This is a genomic window from Pseudomonas sp. J380 (genome assembly GCF_009827115.1).
GTDB lineage: Bacteria > Pseudomonadota > Gammaproteobacteria > Pseudomonadales > Pseudomonadaceae > Aquipseudomonas > Aquipseudomonas paracarnis.
Genome location: NZ_CP043060.1, coordinates 668,285 through 683,181, shown reverse-complemented (window position 1 = coordinate 683,181; position 14,897 = coordinate 668,285). Strand labels below are relative to the sequence as shown.

Here is a 14,897-nt window from a genome sequence, read left to right as displayed (position 1 = left end):
GTGTTTGAGGGCCTCATCGCAGGCAAGCCAGCTCCCACAGTTTGACCGCGCCGCTGGCTTGCCTTTTGTAGGAGCGAGCAAGCTCGCTCCTACAGAATTGACCGCAGCGCCGATTCCATGTGGGAGCTGGCTTGCCTGCGATGGCGATAGCCCAGGCGCTACAGCTTATCGATGTGCTGATACTCCAACTGCAACCCCACCGCCAATTCCTCAGCCCGCCCCAACCTGATCGGCCCACGCTCGATGTCAATCAACATGCCTGGACACTCCAATCGCGGCAGCGCACCAATCGCCTTGAGCCTCCCATCGGTCACCACCAGTAGCTTCTGTTGCTCGGCGGGATAGCGCTTGCGTCGCGCCGCCAACCAATGCCCCGCCTCGGTCAGCGCAGCCAGCAACGGCGTGCCCCCGCCCGCCCCCAACTGCTCCAACCAATCGGACAAGCCTTTCGCCACCTTCAAACCTTGCACCTGCCACTTCGGCGATTGCCCGCTGGCCGTCAATAACGCCATACGCGCCCGTTGGCGATAAGCATCATCAAACAGCTGGGCCAGCAGCCCCTTGGCATCGGTCAGTGCCCGATGGCGCCGCGTGGACGCCGAGGCATCGACAATCACCAGCCACAGTTCAGGAGCCGACCGGCTGCGCAGGTGGAACAGCAGGTCCTCACGGCATTGCGGCCGCCCACCCAGCAACGTGCCCGGCCAATTGATCGCCCCGCGCTGTGCGCTGCGGGCCTTGCCCTGCCTGCCGGTGTTCAATCGCCCCGCCTGGGGCCGGGCATCCGCCCCCGCGTCAGGTCGGGGGCGGATGCCTAGGGCTTTTTTGGCCAGGTGGGTACATCGCGGCGTGCGCCCGTGGGCAAGGCGGGGGCGAGCATATCGCCCCACTGGCCTTGGCCGGGCGAGGTATCAGAGGGTGACGATGACGGCCCGTCATCCGGCTGGGGCGGCGCGCCTGCCGGGGTTTGCTGCTGGCGGCGATGGCGCAAGGCGAACTCCGCCACCGCGTCGATATCTTCCTGCTCGATAGCAGCGGCGCCACGCCAAGCCGCATGGGCACGGGCGCCACGCAACCAGACCAGGTCGGCACGCAGGCCGTCGACCCCTGCGGCAAAGCAGCGCTCGGTGATGCGGGACAACGCCTGGTCATCCAGGGCGATACTGTCTAGCCGTGCCCGTGCCAGGGTGCAGCGTTCGCGCAAGGCAGCTTGCGCTGGCGCCCACTGCGCGCAGAACGCTGCCGGGTCAGTGTCGAAATCCAGGCGACGCCGGATGATCTGCCCGCGCTCGGCGGGCAGAGTCTGCCCGCTCAAGGCCACGTTGAAGCCGAAGCGGTCGAGCAACTGCGGGCGCAACTCGCCCTCCTCCGGGTTCATGGTGCCGATCAGTACAAAGCGCGCCGCATGGCGATGGGAAATCCCGTCGCGTTCGATCAGGTTGGTGCCGCTGGCGGCTACGTCCAACAGCAGATCCACCAAGTGGTCGGCCAGCAGGTTGACTTCATCCACGTACAGCACGCCGCCGTCAGCCTTGGCCAACACACCCGGGGAGAATTGCGCACGGCCTTCGCCCAGTGCTGCGTCCAGGTCCAGGGTGCCGACCAGGCGTTCTTCGGTCGCGCCCAAGGGCAAGGTTACAAACTGCCCGCTGGCCAACAGGTCTGCCAGCCCACGGGCCAGAGTGGACTTGGCCATGCCCCGTGGCCCTTCGATCAGCACGCCGCCGATCTTCGAGTCGATGGCGGCCAGGCACAGCGCGAGCTTCAAGTCATCAGCGCCGACCACAGCGGCCAGCGGAAAATGGGGAATATCAGTCATAGTCAACTCTTAATAACGCGTTCCAACGCTCCCGCGTGCGAACGCTTCGCTGGACGCTCGGCGTCCGTTCTTGTGACGCAGAGCGTCACGGGCTGCATTCCCACGCGGAGCGTGGGAACGATCAACGCTCAGCGGAGCGCGGGAACGAGCACTCAGCTGTCTTCTTCTATGTCCAGCAACAGGTTTTCCAAGGCTTCGCGGTACGCCCCCGGTGCCTGCCACAAGCCACGTTGCTGGGCTTCGAGCATGCGCTCGGTCATGTCGCGCAGGGCATCGGGGTTGTGCTGTTGCACAAAGGCACGGGTGTCAGGGTCCAACAGGTAGGCATCGGCGAGCAAGGCGTATTGGTGATCGTCAATCAGCGCAGTGGTAGCGTCGAAGGCGAACAGGTTGTCCACAGTCGCGGCCATTTCAAACGCGCCTTTATAGCCATGGCGCTTCACGCCCTCGATCCACTTGGGGTTGGCCGCACGGGAACGGATCACCCGGTTGAGCTCTTCCTTCAAGGTGCGGATTTTCGGCACGTCCGGCTGGCTGTGGTCGCCATGGTAGCTGGCGGCCTTTTCCCCGCTCAGGGTTTCCACGGCGGCCAGCATGCCGCCCTGGAATTGGTAGTAGTCGTTGGAGTCGAGCAAGTCGTGCTCGCGATTGTCCTGGTTCTGCAACACCGCCTGCACCTGGCTCAAACGCTGGGCAAATTGCTCCCGGGCCGCAGTGCCTTCGTCAGCGCCACCATAGGCGTAACCACCCCAGTTCAGGTAGACCTCGGCCAAGTCCTCGCGGCTCTGCCACAAGCGCCCGTCAATCGCGCCCTGCACGCCCGCGCCATAGGCACCCGGTTTGGCGCCGAAAATGCGCCAGCCGGCCTGCTTGGCCGCGGCACCTTCATCCAGGCCCGCCTCAAGCAATGCTTGGCGTTCACTGCGTACTTTGGCGGCCAGCGGGTTCATGTCGTCGGGTTCATCCAGGGCGGCCACCGCCTGCACCGCCGCATCGAACAGGCGGATCAGGTTGGCAAACGCATCGCGGAAGAACCCGGATACGCGCAGGGTCACGTCCACCCGCGGGCGGTCCAATAAGCTGATCGGCAGGATCTCGAAATCGTCCACCCGCTGACTGCCAGTGGCCCATACCGGGCGCACGCCCATCAGTGCCATGGCCTGGGCGATATCGTCACCGCCGGTGCGCATGGTCGCGGTGCCCCATACCGACAGGCCGAGCTGGCGCAGGTGGTCGCCATGGTCTTGCAGGTGCCGCTCAAGAATCAGGTTGGCCGACTGGAAACCGAGACGCCACGCCGTGGTGGTTGGCAGGTTGCGTACGTCCACGGTAAAGAAGTTACGCCCCGTAGGCAGCACATCCAGCCGACCGCGACTCGGCGCACCGCTGGGCCCGGCCGGGACGAAACGCCCATTCAAGGCATCGAGCAAGCCGCGCATCTCTGCGGGGCCGCAGGCATCCAGGCGTGGCGCGACGACAATGCGCAGGCTTTCGATCACCGACTTCACCTCCTGCCAGCCGGGCTCTTCCAACTGTTCGATGGGGCCTTCCAACGCCTGCTCGATCAAGCGCGCCGCGTACAACTCCAGACGTTCACGGGTATCCCCGGCCGTACGCCACAGCTGATCGTCAATCTTCCGCAACACCAACGGGCGCCGCCCCGTCCAGGGCTCGGCCAGTGCACAATCGAGCGGATCAAACCCCAGGTCGAATGCCTTGGCCAACACACGCAGCAGGCTCGACTGCGGGCCCCGGCCATCGCCACGGGGAATGCGCAACAGCGCCAGCAAGGTGTCGATACGCAAACGGCCCTCGGGCGACTCGCCAAAGATATGCAGGCCATCGCGGATCTGCGATTCCTTCAAGTCGCACAGGTAGGTATCCAGGCGCGGCAGCCACACCGCCGCGTCCGCCTCACTGCCCAGTTCAAGCTCCTGGTCGATACGGGTTTCGCGCACCAGCTTGAGGATGTCTTTTTGCAGCTCCAGCGCACGGCGCGGGTCAAGCAATTGCGCCTCGTAATATTCGTCGGCCAATAACTCAAGGTCACGCAGCGGGCCGTAGGTTTCGGCGCGGGTCAGCGGTGGCATCAGGTGATCGATGATCACCGCCTGGGTGCGCCGCTTGGCCTGGGCGCCCTCACCCGGGTCGTTGACGATAAACGGGTAGACATTCGGCAGCGGCCCCAGCAATGCATCCGGCCAGCAGTGCTCCGACAGGCCCACGCCTTTGCCGGGCAGCCACTCCAGGTTGCCGTGCTTGCCCACATGGATCACGCCGTGGGCGCCGTAGGTATGGCGTAGCCAGAAATAGAACGCCAGGTAGCCATGGGGCGGCACCAGGTCCGGGTCGTGGTACACCGCGCTGGCATCTACCTGGTAACCCCGGGCCGGCTGGATGCCGACGAAGGTCAGGCCCAGGCGCAGGCCGGCGATCATCATGCGGCCATCGCGGCACATCGGATCGTTTTGGGGGGCACCCCAACGCGCCAGCACGGCCTGGCGATTGGAGGCTGGCAAACGATCAAACATCGCCTGGTATTCCACAAGGCCCAGGCTTTGATGGCAGGGGCGCAGGTCGAGGCTGTCGAGATCGTTGGTGACGCCGCCGAGCAGTTCCTGGATCAGCGCGGTGCCGCTGTCGGGCAGCCGCTCCGCTACCGGGTAGCCCTCGATTTGCAAGGCGCGCAGGATATTCAGCGCTGCCGCCGGGGTGTCCAGGCCCACGCCGTTACCGATGCGACCGTCGCGGGTCGGGTAGTTGGCGAGGATCAACGCAATCCTTTTCTGGGCATTGGGCACCCGCGCCAACTCGACCCAACGGCGTGCCAGCTCAGCGACAAAATCCATGCGTTCGGGCGCTGCGCGGTAGCACACCACGTCCGACTGGCTGCGCTCGCTGCGCCAGGCCAGGTCCTTGAAGCTGATCGGCCGGCTGATGATGCGCCCGTCCAACTCCGGCAAGGCAATGTGCATCGCCAGGTCGCGGGGCCCCAGGCCTTGTTCGCTGGCCTGCCAGCCGGGTTGGTTGTCCTGGGCGCAGATCGCCTGGATTACCGGGATATTGCGGCGAAACGGGCGCAAATGCGGCGCTTCCGGGCTCGATTGGGCAAAGCCGGTGGTGTTCAGAATTACCGCGGCTTGCACGTCATCCAACAGGTCCTCGACCACCGAGAGGCAGCCGGGTTCTTTCAAACTGGCCACCGCGACAGGCAACGGGTTGAGGCCCGCCGCCTGTAAGCGCTGGCAGAACACATCAATAAAACCGGTATTGGCAGCCTGTAAATGGGAGCGGTAGAACAGCACCGCAGCCACAGGCCAATCGGGCTGCCAATCGGCCTGCCAGTCATTGAGGCGGGCATTGGCGTTGTGCGGGTGATAGATCGCCGTGCGCGGCAGCGCTTGTGGCTCGGCCCAGGCATAGTCGCAGCCCAGGTGGACACTGGCCAGGCAGTGATAAAAATCCAGGGCATTGCCCAGGCCACCTTGGCGCAGGAAGTGCCACAGACGCTCGCGGTGTTCGGCAGCAACAGTGCTCAGGCCGCTGAGTTCCGGGTCCGGACGGTCGTCACCCGGCACCAGGATCAGGGTGACGCCACGTTCGGCCAACTCCACCAGGCGCTCGATGCCGTAGCGCCAATACCCGATACCGCCGTGCAATGACAGCAGGATGACCTTGGCGTGGCGCAATACCTCGTCGACGTACAGGTCAACCGAGGCATGGTTCTGCACCTGCATCGGGTTGGCCAGGCGCAGGCTGGGGTAATCCTCGGGCAATTGCTGGGCGGCTTCGGCGAGCAGCGCCAGGCTGGAATCGCCGCTGCACAGGATCACCAGTTCAGCGGGGGTCTGGCCAAGGTCGGCAATATTGTCGTCCGCGACGAAACCACCGGGTTGGGTCCTGAGCAGGTGCATGGTTAAACGCTGAGGGCAGCGCGCAATTGCGCTTCGAGGCCAGCGGCGTCCAGTTCCTGGCCGATCAGCACCAGGCGCGTGGTGCGTGCTTCGTCAGCGCCCCAGGCACGGTCGAAGTGTTTGTCAAAGCGCGTGCCCACACCCTGGATCAGCAGGCGCATCGGTTTGTTGGGGATCGCGGCGAAACCTTTCACCCGCAGGATGCCGTGCTGCACCACCAATTGGGTCAGGGCGTCGAGCAGCAGCGCCTCATCGGCTTGGGGCAAGTCGATGGAGATGGAGTCAAAGGCATCGTGATCGTGGTCGTCTTCACCCTCGTGGTGATGGTCGTGATGGCTGTGACGCCCGTCGATATGCTCTTCGGAACCGGCGCCCAGGCCGATCAGTACGTCCAGGGGCAGACGACCGCTGCTGGCTTCGATGATCTTCACCGCGGGCGGCAGTTCTTCGGCGACTTCCAGGCGCACGCGGGCCAGGTCTTCGGCGCTGATCAGGTCGGATTTGTTGAGGATCACCAGGTCAGCGCTGGCCAGTTGGTCGGCGAACAGTTCGTGCAAGGGTGATTCGTGGTCCAGGTTAGGGTCGAGTTTGCGCTGGGCGTCGACCTGGTCCGGGAAGGCGGCAAAGGTACCGGCGGCCACGGCTGGGCTGTCGACTACGGTGATCACCGCGTCAACGGTACAGGCGCTGCGGATTTCCGGCCACTGGAAGGCTTGCACCAACGGCTTGGGCAGGGCCAGGCCCGAGGTTTCGATGAGGATATGGTCCAGGTCACCGCGACGGGCGACCAGTTCGCGCATCACCGGAAAGAACTCTTCCTGCACGGTGCAGCACAGGCAACCGTTGGCCAGCTCGTAGACGCGGCCATTGGCCTCTTCTTCGGTGCAACCGATAGAACACTGCTTGAGGATTTCACCGTCGATGCCCAGCTCGCCGAACTCGTTGACGATCACCGCAATGCGACGGCCCTGGGCGTTGTCGAGCATATGGCGCAACAGCGTGGTTTTGCCCGAGCCAAGGAAGCCGGTAACGATGGTGACGGGGAGTTTGGCCAGTGTTTTCATCGGATGCCCTTTGGGGCGGGCATACGGGACGACAGGCCCTGCGGCAGCGCGCAGCAGCGGATTTCGTCACCGGATCACCCCGCCCGGTTGAATTGGAAAATCGGTTGCGAGGCAGGTCTCCTGGCTTGGGGTGTGCAGGTCTTGCGACCAACGCTGACTGCGCCTTCCCGCCCTATCGGCAGTGGCGTGGCAGTCAACTGAACCCTTCACAGTTGCGGGGGCAGCCGCGGCTTGAACCGCGTTCCCTTCTTAGCTTCGGCCTGGGCCGAAGAACCTCGAAGGTGCAAGGCTACAGTGGCTTGCAGCATTTGACTACCGTCCCGGCCCATGCTCTCCTACACGCCTTGTTTCGGGTGCCCTTCACAGGGTGAAACGGGAAACCGGTGCGTCATAGACCTATGACCAGTCCGGTGCTGCCCCCGCAACGGTAAGCGAGCGAAGCGTCACGGCCACTGTGCTTTTGCATGGGAAGGCGATGCTTTCAGGAGGACTCTTTCAAGAGCCGCCCCTCGCAAGCCCGGAGACCGGCCCGAAAAATTCAGATAACAAACCCGCGGTGGGCGGGCGCTGTTCAGAACCCTGCGTGCCTGGCGCGTGGGGTTTTCATGCGCTCGTTTCACCCTGACACCTGAAAGGGACGCGCCATGTCGATCATCAGCAGCACTTCGCACACCGCTACTAGCACCGCCACCCTCAGCCAACGCCTGACCGCCGCCATCGGTGCGTCGATACTCGGCGCGTGTTTGGTGTATTTCGCCGGGTTCTCGCATATCGAGGCGGTGCACAACGCCGCCCACGATACCCGCCACAGCGCCGCGTTCCCGTGCCATTGAGAGCTGCCGACATGATCAAGCGTATTGCGCAAACCGCAGGGTTCACTGGGCTTTTGGCTGCCTTGCTGCTGACCCTGCTGCAAAGTTTCTGGGTGGCACCGCTGATCCTGCAGGCGGAAAGCTTTGAAAAAGCCCCGCCAGCCGCTGAAGTGGTGCACGAGCACGCCGCTGGCGCTGCTGCCCACAGCCACGATGCCCAAGCCTGGGAGCCGGAAGATGGCTGGCAGCGTGTGTTGTCCACCACTGGAGGCAACCTGGTGGTGGCCGTAGGCTTTGCACTGATGCTCGCCGGCCTCTACACGCTGCGTGCGCCGACCCGCACTGCCCAAGGCCTGCTCTGGGGCCTGGCCGGCTACGCGACCTTTGTACTGGCACCCACCCTGGGCCTGCCGCCGGAACTGCCGGGCACTGCGGCGGCTGACCTGACGCTACGCCAGACCTGGTGGATCGGCACCGCAGCCTCCACCGCTGTAGGCCTGGCGCTGATCGTGTTCGGCCGCAACTGGCTGTTGAAAGGCCTTGGACTGGCGATCCTTGCCGTACCCCACGTCATCGGCGCTCCGCAACCTGAGGTACATTCGATGCTGGCCCCGGAGGCGCTCGAAGCGCAGTTCAAGATCGCCTCGCAATTGACCAACGTCGCCTTCTGGCTGGCCCTGGGCCTGATCAGCGCCTGGTTGTTCCGCCGCAACCGCGACGACCAATACTCGGCATGATGCTGGTTGTCGGTTTGGGCTGCCAGCGTGGCTGTGAGGTTCACAGCCTGCTGGCGTTGCTGGACGGAGCCCTGGCCTCGGCAGGCATTGATCGCTCACGCATAACTGCGCTGGCAAGCATTGATCGCAAGCGCGATGAACCTGGGCTGCTGGCGCTGGCCCAGCGGTTGAACCTGCCCTTGCAGTGCTTCAGCGCCGAGCAACTGGCGGGCTATGAGCATCGGCTAAGTCATCGCTCAACGCTGGCTTTTGCCCAAACCGGCTGTTATGGGGTGGCCGAAAGCGCCGCCCTGGCCCTGGCCGAGCACCTGTCCAACGGCCCCGCGCTCCTGCTGATCACCCGCCAGAAAAGCGCACAGGCGACCCTTGCATTGGCCTGCGCGGGCTAAAATCCCGATAATTGCCGCTTTTGAGCATGAGCCGTGTTCATGCTCACCCGTTTCTGAACAGGACTTCTCCATGACCGTCTACTTTATCGGCGCCGGCCCCGGCGACCCGGAATTGATCACCGTCAAGGGCCAGCGGCTGATCCGCAGTTGCCCGGTGATCATCTACGCCGGCTCGCTGGTGCCCGCCGCCGTACTGGAAGGTCATCAGGCGCTCCAGGTGGTCAACAGTGCCGAGCTGCACCTGGAACAGATCATGGAGTTGATCAAGATGGCCCATGCCAAAGGCCAGGATGTGGCGCGGGTGCACTCCGGCGACCCGAGCCTGTATGGCGCGATTGGCGAGCAGATCCGCCACTTGCGGGAAGTAAGTATTCCTTTTCAGATCATTCCCGGGGTTACGGCAGTAGCGGCCTGCGCCGCGTTGCTGGAAACCGAGCTGACTCTGCCGGACATCGCCCAGAGCGTGATCCTGACCCGCTACGCCGACAAAACCAACATGCCGCCCGGTGAGAGCTTCGACAGCCTGGCCCGCCATGGTACGACCATGGCGATTCACTTGGGGGTCAATCACCTGGAAAAGATCGTCGCCGAACTGCTGCCCCACTATGGCGCTGATTGCCCAATTGCCGTGGTGCACCGAGCGACCTGGCCGGATCAGGATTGGGTTGTCGGCACCCTGACAGATATTGCCGCCAAGGTCACAGCCAAGGGGTTCCGGCGCACGGCGCTGATTGTGGTGGGCCGGGTGCTGGCCAGCGACAGTTTCGGCGAGTCGTCGCTGTATCGGGCCGGGCATGCCCACCTTTACAGACCCTGATTATGTGGGGTGGCTTGCCCTAATCCCCGTAGGAGCGAGCTTGCTCGCGAAAACCCCATAGGCGCCGCGTTTATTCAGCAAGCACGCATTATCGTTGACGCTTTTCGCGAGCAAGCTCGCTCCTACAAAGAGCGCATAAAAAAACGGCGCTCACGGGGCGCCGTTTTTTATGCTCGCAGTGAACACCTTGCTCAGTAGTAGGCGTTTTCTTTCTGCGTGTGGTCGGTCACGTCACGTACGCCCTTGAGCTCCGGAATACGCTCAAGCAAAGTACGCTCGATACCTTCACGCAAGGTCACGTCCGCCTGGCCGCAGCCCTGGCAACCACCGCCGAACTTCAGTACGGCGATACCGTCATCCACCACGTCGATCAGGCTTACCTGGCCGCCATGACTGGCCAGCCCCGGGTTGATCTCGGTTTGCAGGTAATAGTTGATGCGCTCATTGACCGGGCTGTCGGCGTTGACGTTCGGGACCTTGGCGTTGGGTGCCTTGATGGTCAACTGGCCACCCATTCGGTCGGTGGCGTAGTCGACCACGGCGTCGTCAAGGAAGGCTTCGCTGAAGGCGTCGATATACGCGGTGAAGCTTTTGAGCCCCAGCGCGGTGTCTTCAGGCTTTTCTTCGCCGGGCTTGCAATACGCGATGCAGGTCTCTGCGTACTGGGTGCCGGGCTGGGTGATAAAGACGCGGATGCCGATACCCGGGGTGTTCTGCTTGGACAGCAGGTCAGCCAGGTAATCGTGGGCGGCGTCGGTAATGGTTATGGCAGTCATGGAAACTCCTCACAGGCTTGCCCGCAGTTTACGCCAAATTATTACGCAGGTACAAAGTCCTAGTATTTTTGTCGGGAAAGACTTGTCTCTGTTGACCTGACGCATCGTGACACCTGGCCATTTCTGCGAAAACCTGTGCCTACCTATATAGCCCCCCCGCAAAACCCGGCTCAATAGAGTGAATCCTCTTCGACTACGGATTGTGAGGATTGAATGAATAACGCGTTGCAGAGTTTCTATTTCAAGGGTTTGCCGGAACAGCAAGCGCATCTGGACCATCTGATTGATTTCGTGACGGCACAAAGCTCGCTGACGGCATCCGCCGCCGAGGTGTACTACTCCCCGCCGCACAACAGCGAACTGCATCGCGAATGCAAGGAAGCCTTTCGTGTCTTGGCAAAGCTGGAAGCCGATGAAGACTTTCAGCAGTTCCTGCGGGAAAAGCCCGAACCAGATGCTTCCATTCTCGGCCGGGACTTTCTTTACGACCTGCTCTCCACCATGCTCAGCAGCGTGCGCGCACCGATACCCGACCCTGCCGAGACGTTCAGCATCGCCGACCATTCGGTGATCCTGCGCCATATACCCACCTATTGGTACATCGACGCCGACGTGTTGCTGGATATCAACCGGCGTGTGGGTAACGGCCTTAAAAGTGATGGCTCGGTGCGGTTTGACCTGGCGCTCAAGTATTACTCGCTCATCCCGGCACAGCCCAAAACCCGCGAACAGTGGAAAGCGGTTCTCGCTGGCTTGCAGGAACACCACACTCTGAGAAAACTCGGACACGAAGGCGACCTCAGCGATTTGCAGCACTTGCTGGATGCGCCTGCCGACCAGAAAATCAAAGAGGTTATCCGCCAGATCGAAACACAAACACGTCAATCGCTGTTCCGTCATGTATTGCCCGAAACATTTACCGCCTCACAACAGGACATGCTCACCACCACCCCCACCGTGCTGCTTGAGCAATTGCTCAATAGCCCCGATAACCTGGCGCTGGGCGAACGGATCGCCAAGGCCTTGGACTGGTATGGCAGCCAACAGGACGAAATCTGCCCAGACCCGGTACGGGTGAAATTACTGTGGCGCGCGCTGTGGCTGACGATCATCCCCAACCCCGACTCGCCGGTGGATAACGAATTGAAGTTATTCATCTCGCCGGGGGCATCTTATAGGACGATCCGCCAACACCTGATCAGCCGCTATCACCACGACTTGTCGATCAGCACTGACGCAGCGCTATTGGCCGTGTGCGTGATCAAGGCCAATGTCGCCAGTGAAGTGTGGGTGGCCGATATTCCCGATGACCTGCCCTACGCTGCAACCAGTACCTGGGTCAATTTCAGAAGCGGCTTTCTGCTGGCCGAAACGATTGCACCTGGTTCATCGCGCCACATGAGTTTCGAACAATTGCTCAACCTGGCGGCGGAACACTTTCGCGCCAGTGGCGATGACATCAAACAACAGGCACTGGTCGCAGCGGCCAAATTGGGCCCCACCGTGCAATGGGCACAGGCCAACGGCCTGATCGCCAACCGATCGTCGGGCCACTCCCGCGACGAGCTCACCCAGGCCGTCACTGCACTGGAGCAGCATGAATATGAGATGTTCAACGCGGTTCAGAACCTCAAACTCAAGCTGCCCAGCCGTTGGCGCTTTGCCTCGGACACGGAGTACGACAAAGCCTTTCACGAAGCCCTCCAGGTGCCGAGAAACGCCTATAAGACCTTAATCCAATCACTGCTTGCCCATCTGGGCAGCGCGACTCTGAATGTGGATCAGGACGAGATCACCGTGTATTCATTAAGAGAGGCCCTGAACAAGGTGCCCATCGAATATGAAACCAAAGCCAAGACCGATGCCATTCGTTACCGGACAGGTTTTATCCTACGCATCGTCAAGCCCCGCTCGCCCTTCCATGCCATTTACATCGAGGTATTCCCCTTCGCCGGTCTGCTGCGTCGACGTAAAGACCTGCAAAGCCTACCGCTGAACGGCAAAGTGGTAGAGCTACGCGACGCCATGAGCTGGTGCAAATACCGATTGGCCACCGACGTGCCATTTGATCGCGAGGCCTACCGCGAGAACAAAGCGCCCAGACCAGGCAAAAAAGCCGAGTTGATCGTTGAACAAGTCGGCGAGACACTGCCTGCCATCGACGCAGGGCCGCGTATCCAATCGTTCGCGCCCAACACGCTGTATGCGCCGCGCAGTGAAACCCTGGCGAGCATGATTGCCCGCGAGCTGTTTTTCTGCGACGAACAGGCCCTGCTGGAAAAAACCCGTAAAGACACGCGGGAAGTGGACATCCCCACTGAGGTACTCGAAGACTTGGCGTTCTGGGGCAAGATATTTGTGCCGTTCTGGGGCGGCATCGACGACATCGCTTCCGGCGATCCTCAGCGCATCAAATCCGGCGTCGCCAGCCTGTTCATCGACATCGTGGCTTTCGCGCTGCCGGTGGGGCGGTATGTGGCTGGCTCGACTCGCTTGCTCATCCAGGCGGGTAAAACCGGGCTGCGCCTGGCATTGCCAAAACTGGCGAAACTGACCGGAAAACTGGTGATCGCCACACTCCAGGAACTCAACCCCCTGGCCGCCCTCCCAAGCCTGCTCAGGCTCGCGCGCTTTGGTTTGCTCAAGCTGGGCCACAAACTGATGCGCCAGGCAAAACGGGGTATCGCCCAGCTGCGCGATGGGACGATCGCCGCAAGGCATATGCGCTCGGTCGACCCTGACAGCTGGAAGCCGCTGCAGGCGGGCGATCAACTGTTTACCGTGGACGGCTTCGCCAATGTCCCGATGCGCAACGTCGGCAGCCTCGAGGCGCCGGATTATCGCTTGATCGATACCGCCTCCAACAAAGCCTTCGGGCCGCGTTTTAGAGAACCGATCACGGTCATCAGCAACAGCAGCCCGTTGATCCGTCAGTACGCGGTTGACCCAGAGTTGATCAGAGGCCTCAAGCCCGACGCGCGCGGTATCTTCTCCCGGGCGGACTACAACCAGAAGTTCATCTGTAATGTCGATGACAAGGGCAAAATCGCGGTGTACCAGATCCGCGACAACTCCTATGGGTTCATTCAGGAGGCCGCCACGAGCGCCGACAACAGCTTTTCTATCGTGCTGGTCAATCCGAGGACCAACCGGGATTTGTCGATCACGCTGTCGTCGGTGGAACCCGGTCATTGGTATTCAGGCCCGATCAAGCTCACGGGCGGCGCGCCGGATGCGCCAAGCGTTGTAACGCCCTCAGTGCTGTTGAAATGGACCGAAGCCAGTGAAGACGCCCTGAAAAAAACCATGGACAAGTTCGTCAGCACTTACAACCTGGACCCCAGCGCCTTTCGGCAGTTCGTCAACAGCCGCAACACCCTGACACCTCGGGGGCTAAAGATGCTAGACCGCGCGGGAACCGCCCGCACCAGCGTCACTTACGAGCATATGGAGCACTGGAGCAAGGCGTCCCAGCGCGAGCGCAACAACCTCACCCTTGAGGGCTTCGCCGCCGACCATAACCTGGACCCGGTGGCCCTTGCCGAGCATGTAAACCTTGATGGCACCTATAGAGCGGCAGGCAAGGTACTGGCCAAATACGCCAGGGGTGAACAATTCGACGACCTGAAACCCGAACACCTGCAAGAGTGGAACAAGCACTACAACGCCCCCAATTCAAGGGTGTCCATGCACGCATTTGTCGAGCAGAACAACCTCAATCCGGTTATCTGGAGCAACTACGTCAATGACAATGGCAGCATGACCCGCGCCGGTAGAGAAAGGTGGCTGTTCGGACAAAGAAGCCCGCTGGACGAGCCTGTGGCCAGGAAGCGGCCTGCGCCGCCCACCGCAAGCAGCTCAAAACGTCCGCGCCTGGAGGACGACACCGCAACCACGCGGCGCCGATCCACTTCAATCACCGCGTCTTTTGATCATAAAATCAACAATAATGCGCCAATTCTGCAAGATCCCAACGACGTCAGGCGCAGCTTGACCCTTGAACTTGAAGGTCCGTTGCAAAACATAGAGATCACCGACGCCAACCAGTTTTTTGACGAGTTCACAGGGCTGCAACACGTCGAAGTCAAAGAGGCTGCAACCAAGAGTATCCGCGACTGGATCTCTAAAGAAGGCAACCATCATCGCAGACTCGATCGACTGCTGGAGGTCAGGAAACTGGCCGAGGGCCCGGAGCGTGGCCTGTCGGTGGTGGCCCGAACCGATATAAAACGTTTTGATGTCATTGGGCCGTACACCGGCAAGGTGCACTTGAATCAAGCCTCGCTCAATACCGAGATACTGGAAAAAGGTGAAGCGGCCGTCGGCACGTACTTATTCCAAACCCACACTCATGGCGCGACTATCAGCGGCCACGGTAACAGCAATACGCTGAGCCTGATCAATGCGGTCAAGGTGCCCAACCTGCCCGACGTTGGCATCGAAAATGTCGGCGCCCTGTACGTAGGCAAATACATGGTGTTTATAGTCGCTTGGCGGGACATCCCTGCCGGGACCGAGTTGCTGATGGACTATGGGAAAGCCTACTGGAAGTACGTGAGGCCCTGAGCC

10 protein-coding genes and 2 riboswitches are annotated in these 14,897 nt (G+C 61.7%); of the genes, 5 read left to right on the top strand and 5 right to left on the bottom strand.

Annotated features, from left to right (window positions below; genetic code table 11):
• Positions 1–158: 158 nt before the first annotated feature.
• The 4 genes from FXO12_RS03200 to cobW all read right to left on the bottom strand — a co-directional run bounded on the left by FXO12_RS03200 (position 159) and on the right by cobW (position 6,797).
• The gene (locus FXO12_RS03200; protein ID WP_057974827.1) at positions 159–761 is read right to left on the bottom strand and encodes a VWA domain-containing protein; all 603 of its coding nucleotides are present in this window, start codon (positions 759–761) and stop codon (positions 159–161) included.
• 53 nt (positions 762–814) lie between these two features.
• Positions 815–1,819: an ATP-binding protein gene (locus tag FXO12_RS03195; RefSeq protein WP_057974828.1), complete on the bottom strand. Its 1,005-nt coding sequence runs from the start codon at positions 1,817–1,819 to the stop codon at positions 815–817.
• A 152-nt stretch (positions 1,820–1,971) separates the two neighbouring features.
• Complete coding sequence (cobN, locus tag FXO12_RS03190) at positions 1,972–5,733, bottom strand: cobaltochelatase subunit CobN (protein ID WP_057974829.1); 3,762 nt, start codon at positions 5,731–5,733, stop codon at positions 1,972–1,974.
• A gap of 2 nt (positions 5,734–5,735) precedes the next feature.
• Positions 5,736–6,797: a cobalamin biosynthesis protein CobW gene (gene cobW / locus FXO12_RS03185; protein WP_054920821.1), complete on the bottom strand. Its 1,062-nt coding sequence runs from the start codon at positions 6,795–6,797 to the stop codon at positions 5,736–5,738.
• A 92-nt stretch (positions 6,798–6,889) separates the two neighbouring features.
• A riboswitch (cobalamin riboswitch) is annotated at positions 6,890–7,090 on the bottom strand.
• 41 nt (positions 7,091–7,131) lie between these two features.
• Positions 7,132–7,345: riboswitch (cobalamin riboswitch) on the top strand.
• A 96-nt stretch (positions 7,346–7,441) separates the two neighbouring features.
• On the opposite strand from cobW, the gene FXO12_RS03180 reads away from it, so the two are divergent.
• The 4 genes from FXO12_RS03180 (at position 7,442) to cobM (ending at position 9,552) form a co-directional block, all read left to right on the top strand.
• Positions 7,442–7,630: a CbtB-domain containing protein gene (locus FXO12_RS03180; RefSeq protein ID WP_003190735.1), complete on the top strand. Its 189-nt coding sequence runs from the start codon at positions 7,442–7,444 to the stop codon at positions 7,628–7,630.
• A gap of 11 nt (positions 7,631–7,641) precedes the next feature.
• A complete protein-coding gene (locus FXO12_RS03175; RefSeq protein WP_057974830.1) occupies positions 7,642–8,346 on the top strand; it encodes a CbtA family protein in 705 nt (234 codons plus the stop codon).
• Positions 8,343–8,735, top strand: coding sequence for a cobalamin biosynthesis protein (locus FXO12_RS03170; RefSeq protein WP_057974831.1), 393 nt, complete (start codon positions 8,343–8,345; stop codon positions 8,733–8,735). Before FXO12_RS03175 ends, FXO12_RS03170 begins: the two co-directional genes overlap by 4 nt.
• Positions 8,736–8,805: 70 nt before the next feature.
• Positions 8,806–9,552 carry a precorrin-4 C(11)-methyltransferase gene (cobM, locus tag FXO12_RS03165; RefSeq protein ID WP_057974832.1) on the top strand — a complete coding sequence of 249 codons (747 nt, stop codon included), beginning with the start codon at positions 8,806–8,808 and terminating at the stop codon, positions 9,550–9,552.
• A gap of 191 nt (positions 9,553–9,743) precedes the next feature.
• On the opposite strand, the gene nfuA is transcribed toward cobM, so the two are convergent.
• Complete coding sequence (nfuA, locus tag FXO12_RS03160; protein WP_003190728.1) at positions 9,744–10,328, bottom strand: Fe-S biogenesis protein NfuA; 585 nt, start codon at positions 10,326–10,328, stop codon at positions 9,744–9,746.
• 3,306 nt (positions 10,329–13,634) lie between these two features.
• Here nfuA and FXO12_RS29335 point away from each other — a divergent pair.
• On the top strand, positions 13,635–14,894 hold the full coding sequence (locus tag FXO12_RS29335) for an SET domain-containing protein (protein WP_372242002.1): 1,260 nt from the start codon (positions 13,635–13,637) through the stop codon (positions 14,892–14,894).
• Positions 14,895–14,897 lie beyond the last annotated feature (3 nt).

Excerpts from the sequence above, each read along its gene's own strand:
- FXO12_RS03195 (WP_057974828.1), bottom strand. The coding sequence starts at position 1,819 with ATGACTGATATTCCCCATTTTCCGCTGGCCGCTGTGGTCGGCGCTGAT.
- cobN (WP_057974829.1), bottom strand. The coding sequence starts at position 5,733 with ATGCACCTGCTCAGGACCCAACCCGGTGGTTTCGTCGCGGACGACAAT.
- cobW (WP_054920821.1), bottom strand. The coding sequence starts at position 6,797 with ATGAAAACACTGGCCAAACTCCCCGTCACCATCGTTACCGGCTTCCTT.
- FXO12_RS03180 (WP_003190735.1), top strand. The coding sequence starts at position 7,442 with ATGTCGATCATCAGCAGCACTTCGCACACCGCTACTAGCACCGCCACC.
- FXO12_RS03175 (WP_057974830.1), top strand. The coding sequence starts at position 7,642 with ATGATCAAGCGTATTGCGCAAACCGCAGGGTTCACTGGGCTTTTGGCT.
- FXO12_RS03170 (WP_057974831.1), top strand. The coding sequence starts at position 8,343 with ATGATGCTGGTTGTCGGTTTGGGCTGCCAGCGTGGCTGTGAGGTTCAC.
- cobM (WP_057974832.1), top strand. The coding sequence starts at position 8,806 with ATGACCGTCTACTTTATCGGCGCCGGCCCCGGCGACCCGGAATTGATC.
- nfuA (WP_003190728.1), bottom strand. The coding sequence starts at position 10,328 with ATGACTGCCATAACCATTACCGACGCCGCCCACGATTACCTGGCTGAC.
- FXO12_RS29335 (WP_372242002.1), top strand. The coding sequence starts at position 13,635 with ATGGACAAGTTCGTCAGCACTTACAACCTGGACCCCAGCGCCTTTCGG.